The sequence below is a fragment of the Peptoanaerobacter stomatis genome, assembly GCF_000238115.1.
GTDB classification, from domain to species: domain Bacteria; phylum Bacillota; class Clostridia; order Peptostreptococcales; family Filifactoraceae; genus Peptoanaerobacter; species Peptoanaerobacter stomatis.
The window spans coordinates 21,407-37,935 of the sequence record NZ_JH414562.1 but is presented as its reverse complement, the minus strand read 5'-3'; the positions used below and the strand labels follow the sequence as shown (position 1 = coordinate 37,935).

Sequence of the window (16,529 nt, the reverse complement as noted above, 5' to 3'; positions counted from 1 at the left end):
TTTTGAAAAGAAAAATTTTACCTTTATTAATGCTTACAGCACTATTAACAACAAATACGATATATGCAGAAATTAATATAAATGATATAAATAATTCTGTAAAATCAAATGAAGCAAGCCAAATAGAAAAGCCTAAAACAGAAAGCACAGAAAAAGAACAAAAAGTTGAAGATTTAGAAGCGTTAGAAAATAAACCCAAAGAAACTCAGACAAAAATAGTGGACGTATTTAAAAACATATCCAATTCACAGTATATTGTGAGGTTACGTACTCAAAGCAAACAGGAATTGCAAAGTCTTTATGACAGGGGATTTAGAGTTTTTGAAATAACCGTATCAGCCACTTTGGACAATCAAATAGTTCTTGCAGATAATTTCAGTGAGTATTTTTACAGATATTATGAAGCGTATATACAAAGACCTACAATAGACGAATATTTTTCATATAAAATGAAAAATGGTGAAACTCAAATGAGTATAGGCGATATAAATGTGTTTTTAAATAATTATCCGGATGCAAGATTTTTTGTGAAAAGCTTAGATACGGAAAAAAATGTATTTGACATTTTAAACAATAAATCTTTTAAAAATAAAGACAAACTTATAATAGAAACAACGGATATTTTAGGAAATTATAAAACTTTCGACAATGTTGCTCTTGTAGATTTAAAAGGCGAAAACAATATATACAGCTTTGCAGTAAACAACAAAGATAAAAATATAATGTTTGTATATCAAAATACAAGTCCTAATCAAAAAGAAATGGAAGAGATAAAAAAAGCGAAAAGAAGAGTGTATGAGATAAATAAGCCTGCGATTACAAATAAAAATGAGAGCGAATTTGACGGATATATATATTCAATAGAAGACATAGTAAATTTGCCTATAGCTATACCTCAAGCAGTAAAATCTAACAACTATATAAGACCTGCAATACAAAATGACAGATTTATAGCTCATGCAGGTGGTAAAGTGCTTGGAATAGTAGGAACAAACACCCTTCAAGCTATGAACAGTTCATATGCAAGAGGAAACAGAATATTGGAAATAGATTTTGATTGGACTACTGACGGAAAAATAGTACAATTACATGATTGGGCAAGTTTTAAAAAGTTGACAGGAGATGTATTTTCAAACAGTTACTATATGAAATATGAAGAGTTTAAAAATAAAAAAATGATAAATTCTCTAAAACAGATGTCCATAGACGACACATTGGAATGGCTTAAAAATAATACGGATGCATATATAGTGACAGATGTAAAAGAAGATAATATGGAAAATGGCAACATAAAAGCTCTGACAGAATTTGCCAACAGTTCAAAAGAAATACAGTCAAGATTTATACCACAGATATATGATACAGTTCAGTATCAAAAAATAAAAGATTTGGGCTATAAAAATATAATATATACACTTTATAGGACAGAACAAAGTCCGTATGGAGTTTTGGAATTCGCAAAATGCAATGATTTGTTCGCTGTAACTATGGATAATTTATATAGAGTTTATACAACTTTACCTGAATTGCTTACTAATAACGGAATAAGGGTGTATATACACACAGAGAATGACAAAACAAAGGCAAAAGCATATATAAACGGACAAAAAGCGTACGGCATCTATTCAGATGATATATTAAGCGCAGTAGAATTAAATAGTTAAAAAGATAAGGAAAATAAAATTGAGGAAAATAGATTTAAGTGTTGTAAAAGAATTTCAAGAAGTACCTACAATAGATCTGAAACCTATAAAAGTGTTAAAAGACAGAGTTTATTTTGTAAAGGCTATCCAAAACTCAAAAAACGAATATTGGGTGGATGGCATATACTGTTATTATATAGAAGAAAATAAAAATGTAAGAATAGATGAAGGTACACATACACTACATCCATATAAATTTGACATATTTGTACCAAGCGATGATGAGGATGTACAAATTTATGAGGATATGAACTATATATTTTTCAGTATAGTAACAGATTCATCTGATGAAAACTTGGCACAGATAATATTGTACGCCATAGATATAAATACACATGAACAAATAAGAATATTTGCCATAAAATATTCTCAAAGAGAGTTTTATTACATGGGATTTAGAATGTTATCTGAAAGATATATAGCAATAGACTTGGTAAATTCAATCAATGATACATTAAAAGAATATGACAAGCTATTTATATTTGATATATATACAAAGCAAATGATTGAAATACAAGACGTATCAATAAAATATTCATTGGGAATTTTTCAATTATCTCAAAACAATAAATATATATATTGTGAAGAGATATATATGGACGAAGAAGATGAAGTATCCATACTTACAACCAATATGTATGAGGTAGACGATGACGATCTTGTAGAAAATAGACTCGATATTTTTAACAATGCGGTTAAATGTATGGACTTTGAAAAATTCAAAGAAGAATGTATCAATTCAAATAATCACATAGATATGAAAGATATAGATTCTATAAAAGAAGATGGCATAATACGAGTAATAGGCAGTACAAAAGAATATATCTACTATAAAAAAACTAAACATCAGAAATTTTTGGAACACAGTAAAGAGTTTAACGATAGAGTAATGCTTGGAAAAGAAGAAATATATGCTATAAATAAAAATAATATGACATCAGAAAAAATAACCAATTTAGATATAGGCTCAACATTTTCTTTTGAAAACAACATATTATATAAAATTACAGAAGATGATAAAAATGTAAAAATTATAGACATATTGACGGGCATACAGGAATATGCTTATGAAAAATTGGAAAAAACTGAAGAATTTTTAAATTTCATTCAGAACAGATATCTTCTGATGGAAGTAAACCCGAATATGCCAAGCAAAAAATACCTCAAACTCATAGATATGCAAACAGGAAAAATAGAAATACAGGCAAAAAAAATAATATCAGTAAAGGATAATTTTTTCTATGAGTCGAGATAATTGATTTTTTATAATATTATTTTTAAAACAAATATTATAATATACGTTCTAAACTTAGGAGAATTTTATGGAAGAATTGAAGAGAAAAGCTCTTTTTAATGAAAATGGAGATATAGAGCTTGGAAAAAGAAGAATGATTAACGGAAATACAACAAATCTCAATGATTTTAACAATATGAAATACACTTGGGTAAGTGATTGGTACAGACAAGCGATGAATAATTTTTGGATACCGGAAGAAATCAACTTATCACAAGATATTAAAGATTATAAAAACCTTTCAGTAGAAGAAAAAACTGCATATGATAAAATATTATCTTTCTTGGTGTTTTTGGATTCGTTGCAGACAGCTAATCTTCCTAATATAGGAGAGTATATAACAGCAAACGAAGTGAATTTATGCTTGACTATACAGGCATATCAAGAGGCTATACACTCACAGAGTTACGGATATATATTAGACACAATATGTTCGCCTGAGGAAAGAACAAAGATATTATATCAATGGAAAGATGATCCGCTTTTGCTTGCAAGAAATAAATTCATAGGAGATCAATATAATGATTTTTACAACAACAGAACAAAATATAATTTGGTAAAAACTGCAATAGCTAATTATATTTTGGAAGGGATTTATTTTTATTCTGGATTTATGTTTTTCTATTCATTGGGTAGAATAGGGAAAATGCCTGGTACAATGCAAGAAATAAGATATATAAACAGAGATGAAAACACACATTTATGGTTATTTAGATCAATAATTTTAGAACTTAAAAAAGAAGAGCCGGAGATATTTACGAAAGAAAATATAGATTATTTCAGAGATATGATAAAACAAGGGGCTGAGGAAGAAATAAAGTGGGCGAGATATGCAATAGGTGACTCAATAAAGGGACTTACTATGAATATGGTGGAAGACTATATAAAATATATAGGCAATTTGAGATGTAAAGGTCTCGGATTTGAACCTATATATGAAGGATATGAAGAAGAAGTAGAATCTATGAAATGGGTAAAAGAATATTCAGATCCTAATTCTATAAAGACAGATTTTTTTGAAGCAAAAGTATCCGCATACGCAAAATCAACAGTGATAGAGGATGATTTATAAAAAATAATATGGTGATACTTTAATCGATGTTCAGTATGAAGTGTTTTATCGATAATAATTTAAACAAAAAAGACCCTCGCACATAGTTTTGTGTAAAGGTCTTTTTCATTTTTGTTATGCCAAACATGGATTAATAGCAAAATCTTATAAAATAATGGAAAAACATAATAATTAATTTTTCTGGTAGACTATTTATATTAATGTTATATAATCATATAAGTTATCCATAATTTTATTAGAAAATAGTATAAAAGTATATAATAATAGTATTCTTAAAAATTTATATTATTACAAAATAACAAATATATAAAATTTAGAAATATTATGATTTGTAATAATGTGTGACATTGATACATTATTCAGCTTCTATATTTATAAATTTTGAGTTTTTTACATCAAATAGTCCCATGTCTGTGAGTTTTAGTTCAGGTATTACAGGAAGCGACATAAAGCAAAGCGTCATAACGGGCTCTACATCACCGGATATACCTAAATGCTCGTGTGCCTTTTCGTGTATTGACTGTAATTTTTCGTTTACCCATTCACCGTTTTTATCGCTCATAAGCCCTGCTATAGGCATAGGCATACTTTCTATTATTTTATTATTTTTTGTGAGGACTATTCCTCCTTCCTGCTCGATTAGACTTTTTACTGCAAAATAGATTTCTTCATCATTTACGCCGACTGCTATTATGTTATGAGAGTCGTGTGATATTGACAAAGCTACTGCTCCTGATTTTATACCGTAGCCTTTTATGAAGGCAGAGGCTACATTACCGGTGTTATTATGTCTTTCAACAACTACCATTTTTACAATATCTTTATTTTGATTTCTTATAAATTCTCCGTTTTCATCAATATCTACCGTTTCTATTACTTTTTTTGTAACTACACTACCCTTTGATAATTCTATTACGTTTATTTTATTTGATTTAAGCTTTATTTTTAACTTGTCTAATGAAAAGTCTTTTACTTTTACACTTCCTTTTACAGAAGAAATATCATAGTATTTTGTTTCTTTTAGATATTTTTCGTTCTGTGCAACTAATTCTCCTTTTATAAATACGTTTTTAATTTTAAAATCTTTTAAATCTTCAAATAATACTATGTCTGCACGATAACCGGGAGCTATTGCACCTCTGTCATATAATCTGAAACACTCGCTTGCATTAATTGTAGCCATCTGTATCGCTGTGATTGCATCAAGACCTTCTTCTACACAAATTTTCAAATGGCCGTCTATATGACCTTCTTCAAAAATAGTCTTGGGCTGTCTGTCATCTGAGCATAATAAACATCTTCTGCTGTTTTTTTCATTGACACCTTTTAATAAAGGACGAAGATCGTGGCAGGCTGAGCCTTGTCTGAGCAGTATATACATACCTCTTTGTATTCTGTCTTGCATTTCTTTTACATCGGCACATTCATGGTCAGCCAATATTCTTGCTGCAGAATATGCATTCAAATCTTTACCATATACTTGAGGACTATGTCCGTCTATTATTTTTCCTTCATTTTTTGCAACTATGAGTTTGTTAAGTACCTCATCATCAGCATTTATAACCCCTATAAAATTCATAAATTCTCCAAGACCTATTATGTTTTCTCTTTTTATAGGTTCTTTCATTTTTTCAGAGTCTAATATTGCACCGGCGTGTTCAAAAGGAGTTGCCGGTACGCAAGACGGCAATGCAAATTTTATATCGAGGGCTGTTCCTTTTGCAGATTCCATCATATAATCAAGACCTGTGATTCCGCATACATTAACTATTTCGTGAGGATCAGCAATTATTGTGGTAGTACCGTGTGGCACCAATAATCTGCCGAGCTCACTTGGTGATAAATATGATGATTCGATATGTATGTGGCTTTCTATAAAACCGGGAGAAGCATATAATCCGTGTGAGTCAATTATTTCATTTCCATCATAATCACCTATGCCTGCTATTTGGTCATCGCATATAGCTATGTCTCCGTTTATAATATCGTGAGAAAAAACATCTATTATTTTACAGTTTTTAATCACTATGTCAGCTTTTAATCTCCCCGATGCCACGTTTATTAATTTTTTTAAATTTTCTTTTTTCATATATAATTACCTCCCATATTATTTGATGCGATTTTAAAAAAATAAGATATAGTTATAAAAATATATAAATAAAACGATACCATATAAGCTGAATTAAAACTTTATAAAGGTTTTTTATTTATAAGAATTTATTTAAAGCTTATAACAGTAAAATAAATTTATTGTATTTTTTATAGCTGAATGTTAATTTTAATAGAAAAAACGCTACAATATAAAAATATATAAAAAATATTTTCTGAACAATCAATATCTAAAATTTTGAAAAACTTTGCTAAAAATTAAAAAATATAGTTTAATATTCTTAATTGTTCAATATATAGTATATTACAAATATTTCAAGATATAAATATATATTTAAAAAAATGTAAAAATAATTTAATAAAAAATTTTTAATTTATTGAAACAGTAAGTCCTTATATGTTATACTATAAATAATCTAATTATATAACTTAGAAGTTTGATATTATCTTAAACTTATTACTTGATAAAATTGTGCAGAGCTATTTTAATTTTAGTTAAAAATGGAGTTTAGATTATGTATATGCACTTTTTTGGGGTGTTATTTTTTATTTGTAGCTCGGTCTACTTTTTTCTTGCACTTAGGAAATATAATTCAGAAAAAACACATATATTTGTAAAAACATATGTATTGATAATGATATTGTTTTCAATTATAGCATTTTTTTTACGGAGTATATTATTTTGCTAATGATATACATATGATTTTGTTTATTCATATAATGGAAATGTGTATATATTTGTGGATATTTGTGTTTATTTTTCACTGTATGTTTAATATATTGAGAAATATAAATTCAAAATTTATGTTTGCATTATATATCATTCCTGTAATTTTTACTGTATTTGTATTGAGCAATACTTCGTATTTTACAAACAACGGTCTTTTTGGCAAAAATCTTATTACTGTTGTATTTTTACTATACATTTCTTTTTTTGCCGGCGGAACTTCAGCTTTCATAATATATAAGAGCAGGAAAGTCAATGATAATAAATATAAAACGAATTTATATTTATTTGTAGCTGTTTATGCAATATTTACAATTGTTTTTTTATATATTTATGTATATTCACCTAATACTGTCGTATATTCATCAAGGTTTGGGAATATGGGAGTGTTTACATTCATAATACCGATGGCTTTTATGTATAGGCTTGTGAATAACCTCGATTTTGCAAACGGATTGCCTGAGGATATAATTTTGAATATTATAAATTCTATGAATGAATCTGTAATATTGACTGATAAAAATGACAATATAGTATATTTCAATAAAAAATCAGAGGAAGTTATAGGTAAGGATAGAAAAAATATAAGAGATATTTTTGTAACTCCGAGTGATTTTAACGATATTGAAGAAAATTTGTCTGCTGAAATATATATAAATACCAAAGATGATGCGATATCATCTATAATGGTGTTTTCAAATGTATGTGACAAATTTGGAGATATAAGAGGGAGAATATTTATATTCCAAATTATAAGACAGCTTGTAGACGCAAGGCATAAATTGGAAAAAGTAAAGAAAAGTTTGGAAAGTAAGATAGCGAAAAGAACAAGAGAACTACAAGAGTATAATGAGAAATTGCAAAATGAAATAAATGACAGAGTATCTATAGAATACCAGATAAGAGATATATTTTGCTATGACACTTTAACGGCACTTTATAATAGAGCATATTTTATACAGGAACTTGAAAATGCGTTATTTGAAGATGCGGATGAGTTCCATGCTTTGATGTTTATAGATTTGGACAGTTTTAAGTCTGTAAATGATTCGCTCGGTCATAGTTATGGAGATGATGTGCTCATTGCAATTTCTGACAGATTAAGGCATTTATATAAATATAAAAGTGTTATTATTTCGAGATTTGGAGGAGACGAGTTTGTAATATTGTTCAAGAATGTTCCGAGCGAAACTTATGTCGCTACAAACGCACAGACAATACTTGATACTGTAAAAGAACCTGTTTATTTTGATGAGGCAAGAATACATGTATCTGCATCAATAGGTATAGCTATGTATCCTAAAGACGGAACTACAAAAGATGAACTTACAAAAAGTGCCGATGCCGCTATGTATAAGGCTAAAGAAGAAGGAAAAAATCAATATAAATTTTTCCAAGAAAAATATAGACTTGATATAGAAAAAGAATATGATTTGACTCATAATTTGCTTAATGCCTTATCAAAACAGGAACTTTTGCTATATTATCAACCTCAAATATGTATACAAAATACTGTGGCATCTGTAATAGGATTTGAATCTTTGATAAGATGGAAAAAAGACGGTAAGCTTATTCCACCGGGAGTTTTTATACCTGTAGCTGAGAAAACGAATATAATATCGGATATGGGAAGATGGATAATATTTGAGGCTTGTAATCAAGGGAAAAAGTGGAGCGACAAATACGGCAAAAATTTTAAAATTGCTATAAATCTTTCTGCAAATCAGCTGATGAATCCTGTGCTTTACGATGAAATATCGACTGCACTTTTACAAACAGGTGTAGATCCGTCTTGCATGGAGTTTGAAATAACGGAAACAAGTATAGTGAAAGATATAAAAAATTCCATCACAGTTTTAAGTATGCTTAAAGAATTAGGTATTAGAATAGCTGTAGACGACTTTGGGACTAAGTATTCTACATTTAACTATCTAAAAAATTTGCCTGTTGACAAGATAAAAATAGATATAAGTTTTGTGAGAGGTATAGGCAAAAATAAAATAGATGAAGGTATAATACTTTCTTTGATAAGTCTTACAAAAGGTCTTGGTATAGAGATAATTGCTGAAGGTGTTGAAACTGAAGAAGAGCTGACTTTTTTAGTAGAAAACGGATGTAACAATATACAAGGTTTCTACTTCTTTGCTCCGATGGGAGTTAATGATTTGGAAGAAAGAGAAATACTTAATTTTAAAAAAGAAGGAATTTTAAAGGAATAAATAAAGATAACTTTAATTATAGTAAATCAATTATATATTTAATTAAATTGACTCTTGAAAAATATTAATATATAGGTTACTATAAATTGTTAAACAAAAATGAAAAGGGGAACTGAAGTTGGGATTTTTAGAGAGTTATTTTGCTAATAGAGAAATAAATAAGCTTAAAAAGAGAGTAGATAGGATAAATGCACTCGAAGATAGTATGATAAAGCTGTCTGATAAAGAACTCGTTGCAAAAACTGATGAATTTAAGAAAAGATTATCAGAAGGGCAAACTCTTGATGACATACTTGAAGAGGCTTTTGCAGTTTGCAGAGAAGCATCAAAAAGAGTACTCGGTATGCGTCATTTCGATGTTCAGCTTATGGGCGGAATGGTACTTCATCAAGGCAGGATTGCAGAGATGAAAACAGGAGAGGGTAAAACTTTGGTTGCAACTTTACCTGTATATCTGAATGCTCTTGAAGGTAAAGGAGTTCATGTAATTACCGTAAATGATTATCTTGCAAAAAGAGATATGGAATGGATGTCAAAATTATATGGATTTTTAGGTCTTACAACAGGTGTTATAATACATGGACTTAAAGATGCTCAAAGACGTGCATCATATCAAGCAGATATAACTTATGGTACAAACAATGAATTCGGTTTTGACTATTTAAGAGACAATATGGTAACTTATAAAGAAAATATGGTTCAAAGAGAACTTAATTATGCCATAGTCGATGAGGTTGACTCAATACTTATAGATGAGGCGAGAACACCTCTTATAATATCAGGTCAAGGAGATAAGTCTACTACATTATATTCTCAAGCGGACACATTTATAAAGACACTCAATAAAGAAACAGATTATACGGTAGATGAAAAAGAAAATGCGTCATCACTTACAGATGAAGGACTTGAAAAAGCACAAAAATTCTTTAATGTAGAAAATCTTACAGATTTAGATAATATAGAGCTTTATCACAATATAAATCAGGCACTTAGAGCTAATACTCTTATGAAACGTGATGTTGATTATGTTGTAAAAGATGGAGAAATAGTAATAGTAGATGATTTTACTGGCAGACTTATGTTCGGTAGAAGATATTCAGAAGGACTTCATCAAGCTATAGAGGCCAAAGAAGGTCTCGAAGTACAAAGAGAGTCAAAGACGCTTGCAACAATAACATTTCAAAATTATTTCAGAATGTATAATAAAATTTCAGGTATGACAGGTACTGCAAAGACAGAAGAAGAAGAATTTAGAGCCATATATAGAATGGACGTAGTGCAAATACCTACAAACAGACCTATACAAAGAAAAGATTTGAATGATTCCGTATATAAGAGTGAAAATGGTAAGTTTAGAGCAGTAATAGAAGAAATAAAAGAGCATCATGCAAAAGGACAACCTGTTCTTGTAGGTACAATATCTATAGAAAATTCTGAAAAACTTTCTTCAATGCTGAAAAAACAAGGTATTGAACATGAAGTTTTGAACGCCAAAAATCATAAAAAAGAGGCTGAAATAGTTGCCCAAGCAGGTAGATTCGGTCAAGTCACAATAGCTACCAATATGGCAGGTAGAGGTACCGACATAATATTAGGAGGTAATCCTGAATTTTTGGCAGAAAGAGAAATGGTAAAACTTGAATATGATGAAGAATTAATCAATCAGGCAAAAGCATTCACTCAAACAGAAGATGAAGAAATATTGTCAGCAAGAAAAAAATATCAAGAATTATTGGCTGAAAAGAAAGAAGAATTGAAAGAAGAACAGCAAAAAGTAATAGATGCAGGCGGCCTTTGCATAATAGGTACAGAAAGACATGAATCAAGACGTATAGATAATCAGCTTAGAGGACGTTCAGGTAGACAAGGGGATCCGGGTGTTTCAAAATTCTTTATATCACTTGAAGATGAACTTATGAGATTGTTCGGTTCTGAAAAGATGCAATCTATGGTTGAGTCACTTGGAATGGATGATGACACACCTATAGAAGCAGGCATATTGTCAAAATCAATAGAAGGTGCCCAAAAGAAAGTGGAGGGTAAAAACTTTGGAATAAGAAAACATGTCTTAGAATATGATGATGTAATGAACAAACAAAGAACTATAATATATGACGAGAGAAGAAGAGTATTAGAAGGCGAAAATATAAAAGAAGAGATCGTAGAAATGATTAAAAAGCAAGTACAAAAAATTATAGACAAGAATACCGGCGATAGTCAAGATCCGGAAGAATGGGATTATAATGAGATTAATCATGGACTTAGCAAACTTTTAAGACTTGAAACTCTTCTTGATTTTAAAGCAGAAGATAAATTAGAAAAGCAAGATTTATATGATAAAGCCATTGAAGTAGCAGAAAACAGATATATGCAAAAAGAAGCGCAGATAGGCTCAGATACAATGAGAGAAATAGAAAGAATGATACTTCTTCAAATGGTTGACACTAAATGGATGGATCATATAGATGCTATGGATCAGTTAAAACAAGGTATAGGTCTTAGAGCAATAGGACAGGATAATCCTGTAAGAGCATATCAAATAGAAGGTTTTGATATGTTTGATGCGATGGTGGAATCTATACAAGAAGATACTGTTGAATATGTATACGGATTTGAATTGAAACCGAGACCTGATATACAACTTGTAAGAAAATCAGTAGTAGATATGGATAAGTTGCAAGAAAAAGGTGCAAGTGATACTACACAGGAAGATACAAGTTCAAAAACTATAGTAAAAGAAAATAAGATTGGTAGAAATGATTTATGCCCTTGTGGAAGCGGTAAAAAATATAAAAATTGCTGTGGGAGATAAAAATGCTTAATATACAGGAACACAGAGAAAATATAAAATCTGTTCAAAATATGCTTAAAGAAATCAGTGTTTCTCTTTGACATAGATAATTTGAAAAAACAAGATGAAATCTTAAAAGAAGAGATAAATTCACAAGATTTTTGGAATGACAGGGAGAATGCACAAAAAATATTAAAAAAATCTAAGCAGATACAGACGAAATTGGAAAGTTATAATACAGCGTCTTCAAAACTGGAAGATTTAGAAGTATTGTTCGAATTGGCAACAGAAGATGAGAATTTGGAAGAAGAACTTATAAAAGAGATAGACGATGTTCAAGCTGACATAAAACAGTTGTCATTACAGGTGTTGTTGAGTGGAGAATATGATGCTAATAATGCAATTTTATCAGTACATTCAGGAACAGGCGGTTTAGATGCACAAGATTGGACACAGATGTTGCTTAGAATGTATACAAGATTTGCTCAAAATATGGGATTTAAGATATATTATATAGATATACAGCAAGATCCTGAAGCCGGAATAAAATCAGCGACTTTGCATATAGAAGGAGATAACGCCTATGGATATCTAAAATGTGAAAAAGGTGTTCACAGATTAGTAAGAATATCTCCGTTCGATTCTTCTGGAAAAAGACATACATCATTCGCATCAGTAGATGTACTGCCCGAACTTGATGACAGTATCAAGATAGATATAAATCCTAAAGATTTGAAGATAGACACATATCGTTCATCGGGAGCTGGAGGACAACACGTAAATAAAACTGAATCTGCTATAAGGATAACTCATATTCCTACTGGAGTAGTAGTACAGTGCCAAAATGAACGTTCGCAGTTTTCAAATAAAGATACTGCTATGAAGATGCTCATGGCGAAATTGATTGAGCTTAAAGAACTTGAACATAAAGATAAGATAGAAGATATTCAAGGAAAATATTCATTAATAGCTTGGGGTTCTCAAATACGCTCCTATGTTTTTCAGCCATACACAATGGTAAAAGACCATAGAACGAACTTTGAAATAGGCAATATAATATCCGTTATGGATGGAGATATAATGCCGTTTATAAATGCATATTTAATCAATAAAGAAAAGTAGATAGTAATAGCCACTTGTTGTAAAAAATCAGGTGGCTATTTTTTATTGTAGCTTTAGCGAAAATAAACCACAAATTCAACTGATAGTTATGATGGTTTTATTTATATTAATACTTAAATCTTATAGAATAATGAAAAAAACTAATAATTAATTTTTTTAATAAACTTTAACTATTAACCCTCAAACCCTTTGAAATACAAGGATATTTGCAAGAGAACAGATTGAATTTACTACCAATTTACTACTTTTGAGGAAAATGCCTTGATGTGCTGTAAAAACTCTTGCAGATAAAAGTATTTTACCACAGATACAAAAGGTATGTTGCAGGAATCAAAATTAAATAGGAAATCGTAAAAGCGGTGATCTTTTACTTCTGTCAAAGGAAGCATAAGGACACCGCTTTTTTCATGCCCATGTTACGAAGTAGAGGCATATACAGGCTTGTAATACAAGGCTTTCAGAGGGCGGTTTTGACAAGGTAAGGGGAATATACCTTTTCTTTCAAAATCGCCCTTTTACTGCGTAACAAAATAAAACGAAAGGAGCAAAGATCATGGCAGTTTTCAGAGTAGAGAAAAACAAGGGATATACCGTCATGAGTAATCACCACCTGCGAAACAAGGAGCTGACCCTAAAGGCGAAAGGCTTACTTTCTCAAATGCTGTCGCTTCCGGAAAACTGGGACTATACCCTTGCGGGACTTTCCCATATCAACAAAGAAAGTATAGATGCTATTCGTACAGCCGTCTTGGAGCTTGAAAACGCGGGATATATAGAAAGGTCACAAGGCAGAGATGAAAAAGGAAAAATGACAGCAATTACCTACACCATTTATGAGCAGCCGATTAGTCCGGTATTAGACCAGCCGGTACCCAAAAATCCAACATCGGATAAGCCGATATTGGAAAAACCGAAAGCGGATAATCCGACATCGGAAAATCCAACGCAATTAAATAAAGATATACAAAATACGGATCTATCAAAAAAAGAAGAAATAAATAAAGATGGATTAAATACCGATTCCATTCCTATCCTTTCCCCTGACCCCCATCCTTTGAGTGAGCAGGAGCCTTTACCGGAAAAGAAAGGAACGGATGAGAAAGACGCATATAAAATCTATGAGGAAATTATCAAGGACAATATCGAGTATGAACACCTCATAAATGCTAAACGCCTTGACCGTGATCGCATTGATGAAATCCTTGACCTCATTCTTGAAACCGTATGCAGCAAAAAAAAGCGCATCTTAATTGCAGGTGATGAATACCCGGCGGAGCTTGTAAAGGCAAAATTTATGAAGCTTGACAGCAGCCATATCGAGTTTGTCCTTGACTGTATGCAGGAAAATACCACAAAGGTAAGAAACCTCAAGCAGTATCTAAAGGCAGTGCTTTTCAATGCTCCGTCCACAATCGGAAACTATTACAGCTCACTTTTTAATCACGATATGTACGGAAGCAGGGATATTCCTTGTTCCTGCTTCAGTATCTTAACATTACGACTTCTTATTCCTGCAATGCGTTTTCGGATTGCTTCTTCCGTATAATCGGCTCCGAGAGTTTTCAGCCTTGTAAATCGCTCCTGTCCGGGAGCTCTGCAGGAAACATATTTGCCAAGTTTGATTTCATATCCGGAAGCTTGCAGCTTCTCTAAAAGCTTTTCAAAATCCGTTACCTGAGGAATCAGAAAGTCAACCGTTTCTTTTAGTTTCCCTTTCCAGCTTGTACCTATCTTTGTCGTCTGATACTCAATATAGCTTTTTCCTTTTCGTCCTCTTTCCGGACTGATAACCGATAAGCCGTTTTCATAGCATAAGCGGTCGCTGATATTTCTTATCCCGTAATAGCTTCTTTTATTGGAGTTATATTTGTGATAGTCCACGAAATTAACGGCACAAAAAATGATGTGATTATGGACGTGCCCTTTATCAATGTGCGTCGTCAGGACGTATTCATGCTGTCCCTTTGTCACGGCGTCGGCAAGCTGCTTTCCAATCTCATGGGCTTTTTCAAAGCTGACCTCTCCCGGTTCAAAAGACTGTATCAGGTGATGAGCTAAATTGTTTCCTTTATCAAGTGCCTGTGAAAGAGTAAAGGCAAATTCAATATCTGCGGTTTCATAGCTGCATCCGAAAGAAGATACAAGCATTTTGTCATCGGTTTTATCGGGATTTTGGATATATTCAAGTGCCTTTTTCAGTGTGCTTTTAATAGGCTTAATCTTTGTAACCGCCATATCTCTTTTAAGGCTCCTTTGATTTCTTCTATATCTTCCTGATACACATTTTCCGTGGCATTGGCTCTTTTTGCAATCTGATTGATGTTGACCCCTATTTTTTGAAGCTCTGCCGTCATTTTCTTTATATCGCTGTGATCTACCTGAATGATATATCCGTCTATCGCCATTTTCCGAAGGTATGCTTCCATGTTACTTGTAGGCACCTGTTTCATTTTTTCTTCAATCAAGGTGCGCTCTTCTTTCGTCACACGAAATTTAATCTGCACATTTCTTTTTCTGTTATTCATGGGTGAATTTCCTTTCTGCTTTTATAGAGAGTTTGGGACACTTCCCAAGGGTCTGCCCCGGCAGGCTTTAGCCTGCGAGGGTATAAGTAAAATCTCTATTGTCGGTACTGTGGGAAAATAGAGATTTTTACGGAAAGGGTACCCCTTTCCTATGCTTGCTATTCCACTTATCCCTTAATCTCTACAACAACGGAAATTCACTTTTTCCAAAGATGGCAAAGAAAAAAGAAAATAAAACGATACTGGTATAAACTGTTTTATTTATCCAAACTATATTGACCAAAAATAAAAATTATGTTAATATACCAGTGGTATATACCGTTGGTATATTAGTGAGGAGGTATTTGATGAAAATATCAGCAACGCAACAAAAAATATTAGAAGTGGGCAAACGGGAATTTTTAGCGAAAGGATTTAAGGATGCGTCCCTCAGAAAAATTGTAGCGGAAGCAGGATTTACCAAAGGTGCTTTTTACGGATACTACCCGGATAAAGCAGCTTTATTTGAAGCACTTGTTTCTGAAGCGGCAGATGGTTTGACAGAACAATTCAGGGCTGCACAAGATGCTCATTTTAATTTAATCCCCGAAAATAAAACTTCGGAAAGCAGAGAGCTGTCTACAAAATACCTTCTGCATTTTGTAAATTATATTTATGATTATTTTGAAGAATTCAAGCTTGTCCTTTGCTGTTCTGAGGGTACAAAATATGAAGATTATATTCATGAACTTGTAGAATTGGAAGTATCCCGTACAGAAAAATATTACGCTATTCTTAAAGAAAAAGGCAAAATGACAGGAAGCGTCAGTCATGATTTACATCACATGATTACTAGTGCATATTTTACAGCTGCATTTGAAACAGTTGTTCATGATATGACGAGAGAACAGGCGATTGAATATGTTAAAGAGCTTGCCGTTTTTTTTAATTCCGGATGGGAGGGTCTTTTGCGGCTTACATAAGCTGT

The 16,529-nt window shown here is 31.6% G+C and carries 13 protein-coding genes; 8 read left to right on the top strand and 5 right to left on the bottom strand.

The window, feature by feature from the left end; all coding sequences use genetic code 11:
- The first annotated feature begins 2 nt into the window (after positions 1-2).
- From HMPREF9629_RS09205 to HMPREF9629_RS09195, 3 genes are all read left to right on the top strand, one after another.
- Positions 3-1,664, top strand: a complete 1,662-nt coding sequence (locus HMPREF9629_RS09205) for a glycerophosphodiester phosphodiesterase family protein (protein ID WP_009526139.1) — start codon at positions 3-5, stop codon at positions 1,662-1,664.
- A 19-nt stretch (positions 1,665-1,683) separates the two neighbouring features.
- On the top strand, positions 1,684-2,958 hold the full coding sequence (locus tag HMPREF9629_RS09200; RefSeq protein ID WP_009526138.1) for a hypothetical protein: 1,275 nt from the start codon (positions 1,684-1,686) through the stop codon (positions 2,956-2,958).
- A 67-nt stretch (positions 2,959-3,025) separates the two neighbouring features.
- Positions 3,026-4,069 (top strand): ribonucleotide-diphosphate reductase subunit beta, encoded by a 1,044-nt coding sequence (locus tag HMPREF9629_RS09195; protein ID WP_009526137.1) that lies wholly within the window; start codon positions 3,026-3,028, stop codon positions 4,067-4,069.
- Between the two features lie 355 nt (positions 4,070-4,424).
- Here HMPREF9629_RS09195 and ade read toward each other — a convergent pair whose 3' ends face one another.
- Together ade and HMPREF9629_RS12315 are read right to left on the bottom strand one after the other, a co-directional pair.
- Entirely contained in the window at positions 4,425-6,158 is a 1,734-nt protein-coding gene (gene ade / locus HMPREF9629_RS09190) for an adenine deaminase (protein WP_009526136.1), read from the bottom strand.
- 781 nt (positions 6,159-6,939) lie between these two features.
- Positions 6,940-7,137: a hypothetical protein gene (locus HMPREF9629_RS12315; RefSeq protein ID WP_242822045.1), complete on the bottom strand. Its 198-nt coding sequence runs from the start codon at positions 7,135-7,137 to the stop codon at positions 6,940-6,942.
- A gap of 148 nt (positions 7,138-7,285) precedes the next feature.
- On the opposite strand from HMPREF9629_RS12315, the gene HMPREF9629_RS09185 reads away from it, so the two are divergent.
- The 3 genes from HMPREF9629_RS09185 to prfB all read left to right on the top strand — a co-directional run bounded on the left by HMPREF9629_RS09185 (position 7,286) and on the right by prfB (position 13,037).
- On the top strand, positions 7,286-9,124 hold the full coding sequence (locus HMPREF9629_RS09185; protein WP_242822044.1) for an EAL domain-containing protein: 1,839 nt from the start codon (positions 7,286-7,288) through the stop codon (positions 9,122-9,124).
- A 118-nt stretch (positions 9,125-9,242) separates the two neighbouring features.
- The gene (gene secA / locus HMPREF9629_RS09180) at positions 9,243-11,936 is read left to right on the top strand and encodes a preprotein translocase subunit SecA (protein WP_009526134.1); all 2,694 of its coding nucleotides are present in this window, start codon (positions 9,243-9,245) and stop codon (positions 11,934-11,936) included.
- A gap of 2 nt (positions 11,937-11,938) precedes the next feature.
- Positions 11,939-13,037, top strand: a protein-coding gene (prfB, locus tag HMPREF9629_RS09175) for a peptide chain release factor 2 (RefSeq protein WP_408634931.1) whose coding sequence is annotated in 2 segments (ribosomal slippage) — positions 11,939-12,007 and positions 12,009-13,037 — 1,098 coding nt in all. Because the reading frame shifts where the segments join, the coding sequence is not laid out codon by codon here.
- A 230-nt stretch (positions 13,038-13,267) separates the two neighbouring features.
- On the opposite strand, the gene HMPREF9629_RS11610 is transcribed toward prfB, so the two are convergent.
- Positions 13,268-13,426 carry an ABC transporter gene (locus HMPREF9629_RS11610; RefSeq protein WP_207635496.1) on the bottom strand — a complete coding sequence of 53 codons (159 nt, stop codon included), beginning with the start codon at positions 13,424-13,426 and terminating at the stop codon, positions 13,268-13,270.
- A 164-nt stretch (positions 13,427-13,590) separates the two neighbouring features.
- On the opposite strand from HMPREF9629_RS11610, the gene HMPREF9629_RS09170 reads away from it, so the two are divergent.
- A complete protein-coding gene (locus HMPREF9629_RS09170; RefSeq protein WP_009526132.1) occupies positions 13,591-14,583 on the top strand; it encodes a DUF6017 domain-containing protein in 993 nt (330 codons plus the stop codon).
- Here HMPREF9629_RS09170 and HMPREF9629_RS09165 read toward each other — a convergent pair.
- Both HMPREF9629_RS09165 and HMPREF9629_RS09160 read right to left on the bottom strand, forming a co-directional pair.
- Positions 14,478-15,185, bottom strand: coding sequence for a relaxase/mobilization nuclease domain-containing protein (locus HMPREF9629_RS09165; RefSeq protein WP_456299405.1), 708 nt, complete (start codon positions 15,183-15,185; stop codon positions 14,478-14,480). The two genes, HMPREF9629_RS09170 and HMPREF9629_RS09165, sit on opposite strands and share 106 nt — an antisense overlap.
- Before the next feature lie 47 nt (positions 15,186-15,232).
- Positions 15,233-15,562 (bottom strand): plasmid mobilization protein, encoded by a 330-nt coding sequence (locus tag HMPREF9629_RS09160; protein WP_009526130.1) that lies wholly within the window; start codon positions 15,560-15,562, stop codon positions 15,233-15,235.
- A gap of 347 nt (positions 15,563-15,909) precedes the next feature.
- Between HMPREF9629_RS09160 and HMPREF9629_RS09155 the strand changes: the two genes are divergently transcribed.
- Positions 15,910-16,524 carry a TetR/AcrR family transcriptional regulator gene (locus tag HMPREF9629_RS09155; RefSeq protein ID WP_009526129.1) on the top strand — a complete coding sequence of 205 codons (615 nt, stop codon included), beginning with the start codon at positions 15,910-15,912 and terminating at the stop codon, positions 16,522-16,524.
- Positions 16,525-16,529: the final 5 nt, after the last annotated feature.

Excerpts from the sequence above, each read along its gene's own strand:
- HMPREF9629_RS09195 (WP_009526137.1), top strand. The coding sequence starts at position 3,026 with ATGGAAGAATTGAAGAGAAAAGCTCTTTTTAATGAAAATGGAGATATA.
- ade (WP_009526136.1), bottom strand. The coding sequence starts at position 6,158 with ATGAAAAAAGAAAATTTAAAAAAATTAATAAACGTGGCATCGGGGAGA.
- HMPREF9629_RS12315 (WP_242822045.1), bottom strand. The coding sequence starts at position 7,137 with ATGAAAGCTGAAGTTCCGCCGGCAAAAAAAGAAATGTATAGTAAAAAT.
- HMPREF9629_RS09185 (WP_242822044.1), top strand. The coding sequence starts at position 7,286 with ATGGGAGTGTTTACATTCATAATACCGATGGCTTTTATGTATAGGCTT.
- HMPREF9629_RS11610 (WP_207635496.1), bottom strand. The coding sequence starts at position 13,426 with ATGCTTCCTTTGACAGAAGTAAAAGATCACCGCTTTTACGATTTCCTA.
- HMPREF9629_RS09170 (WP_009526132.1), top strand. The coding sequence starts at position 13,591 with ATGGCAGTTTTCAGAGTAGAGAAAAACAAGGGATATACCGTCATGAGT.
- HMPREF9629_RS09165 (WP_456299405.1), bottom strand. The coding sequence starts at position 15,185 with ATGCTTGTATCTTCTTTCGGATGCAGCTATGAAACCGCAGATATTGAA.
- HMPREF9629_RS09160 (WP_009526130.1), bottom strand. The coding sequence starts at position 15,562 with ATGAATAACAGAAAAAGAAATGTGCAGATTAAATTTCGTGTGACGAAA.
- HMPREF9629_RS09155 (WP_009526129.1), top strand. The coding sequence starts at position 15,910 with ATGAAAATATCAGCAACGCAACAAAAAATATTAGAAGTGGGCAAACGG.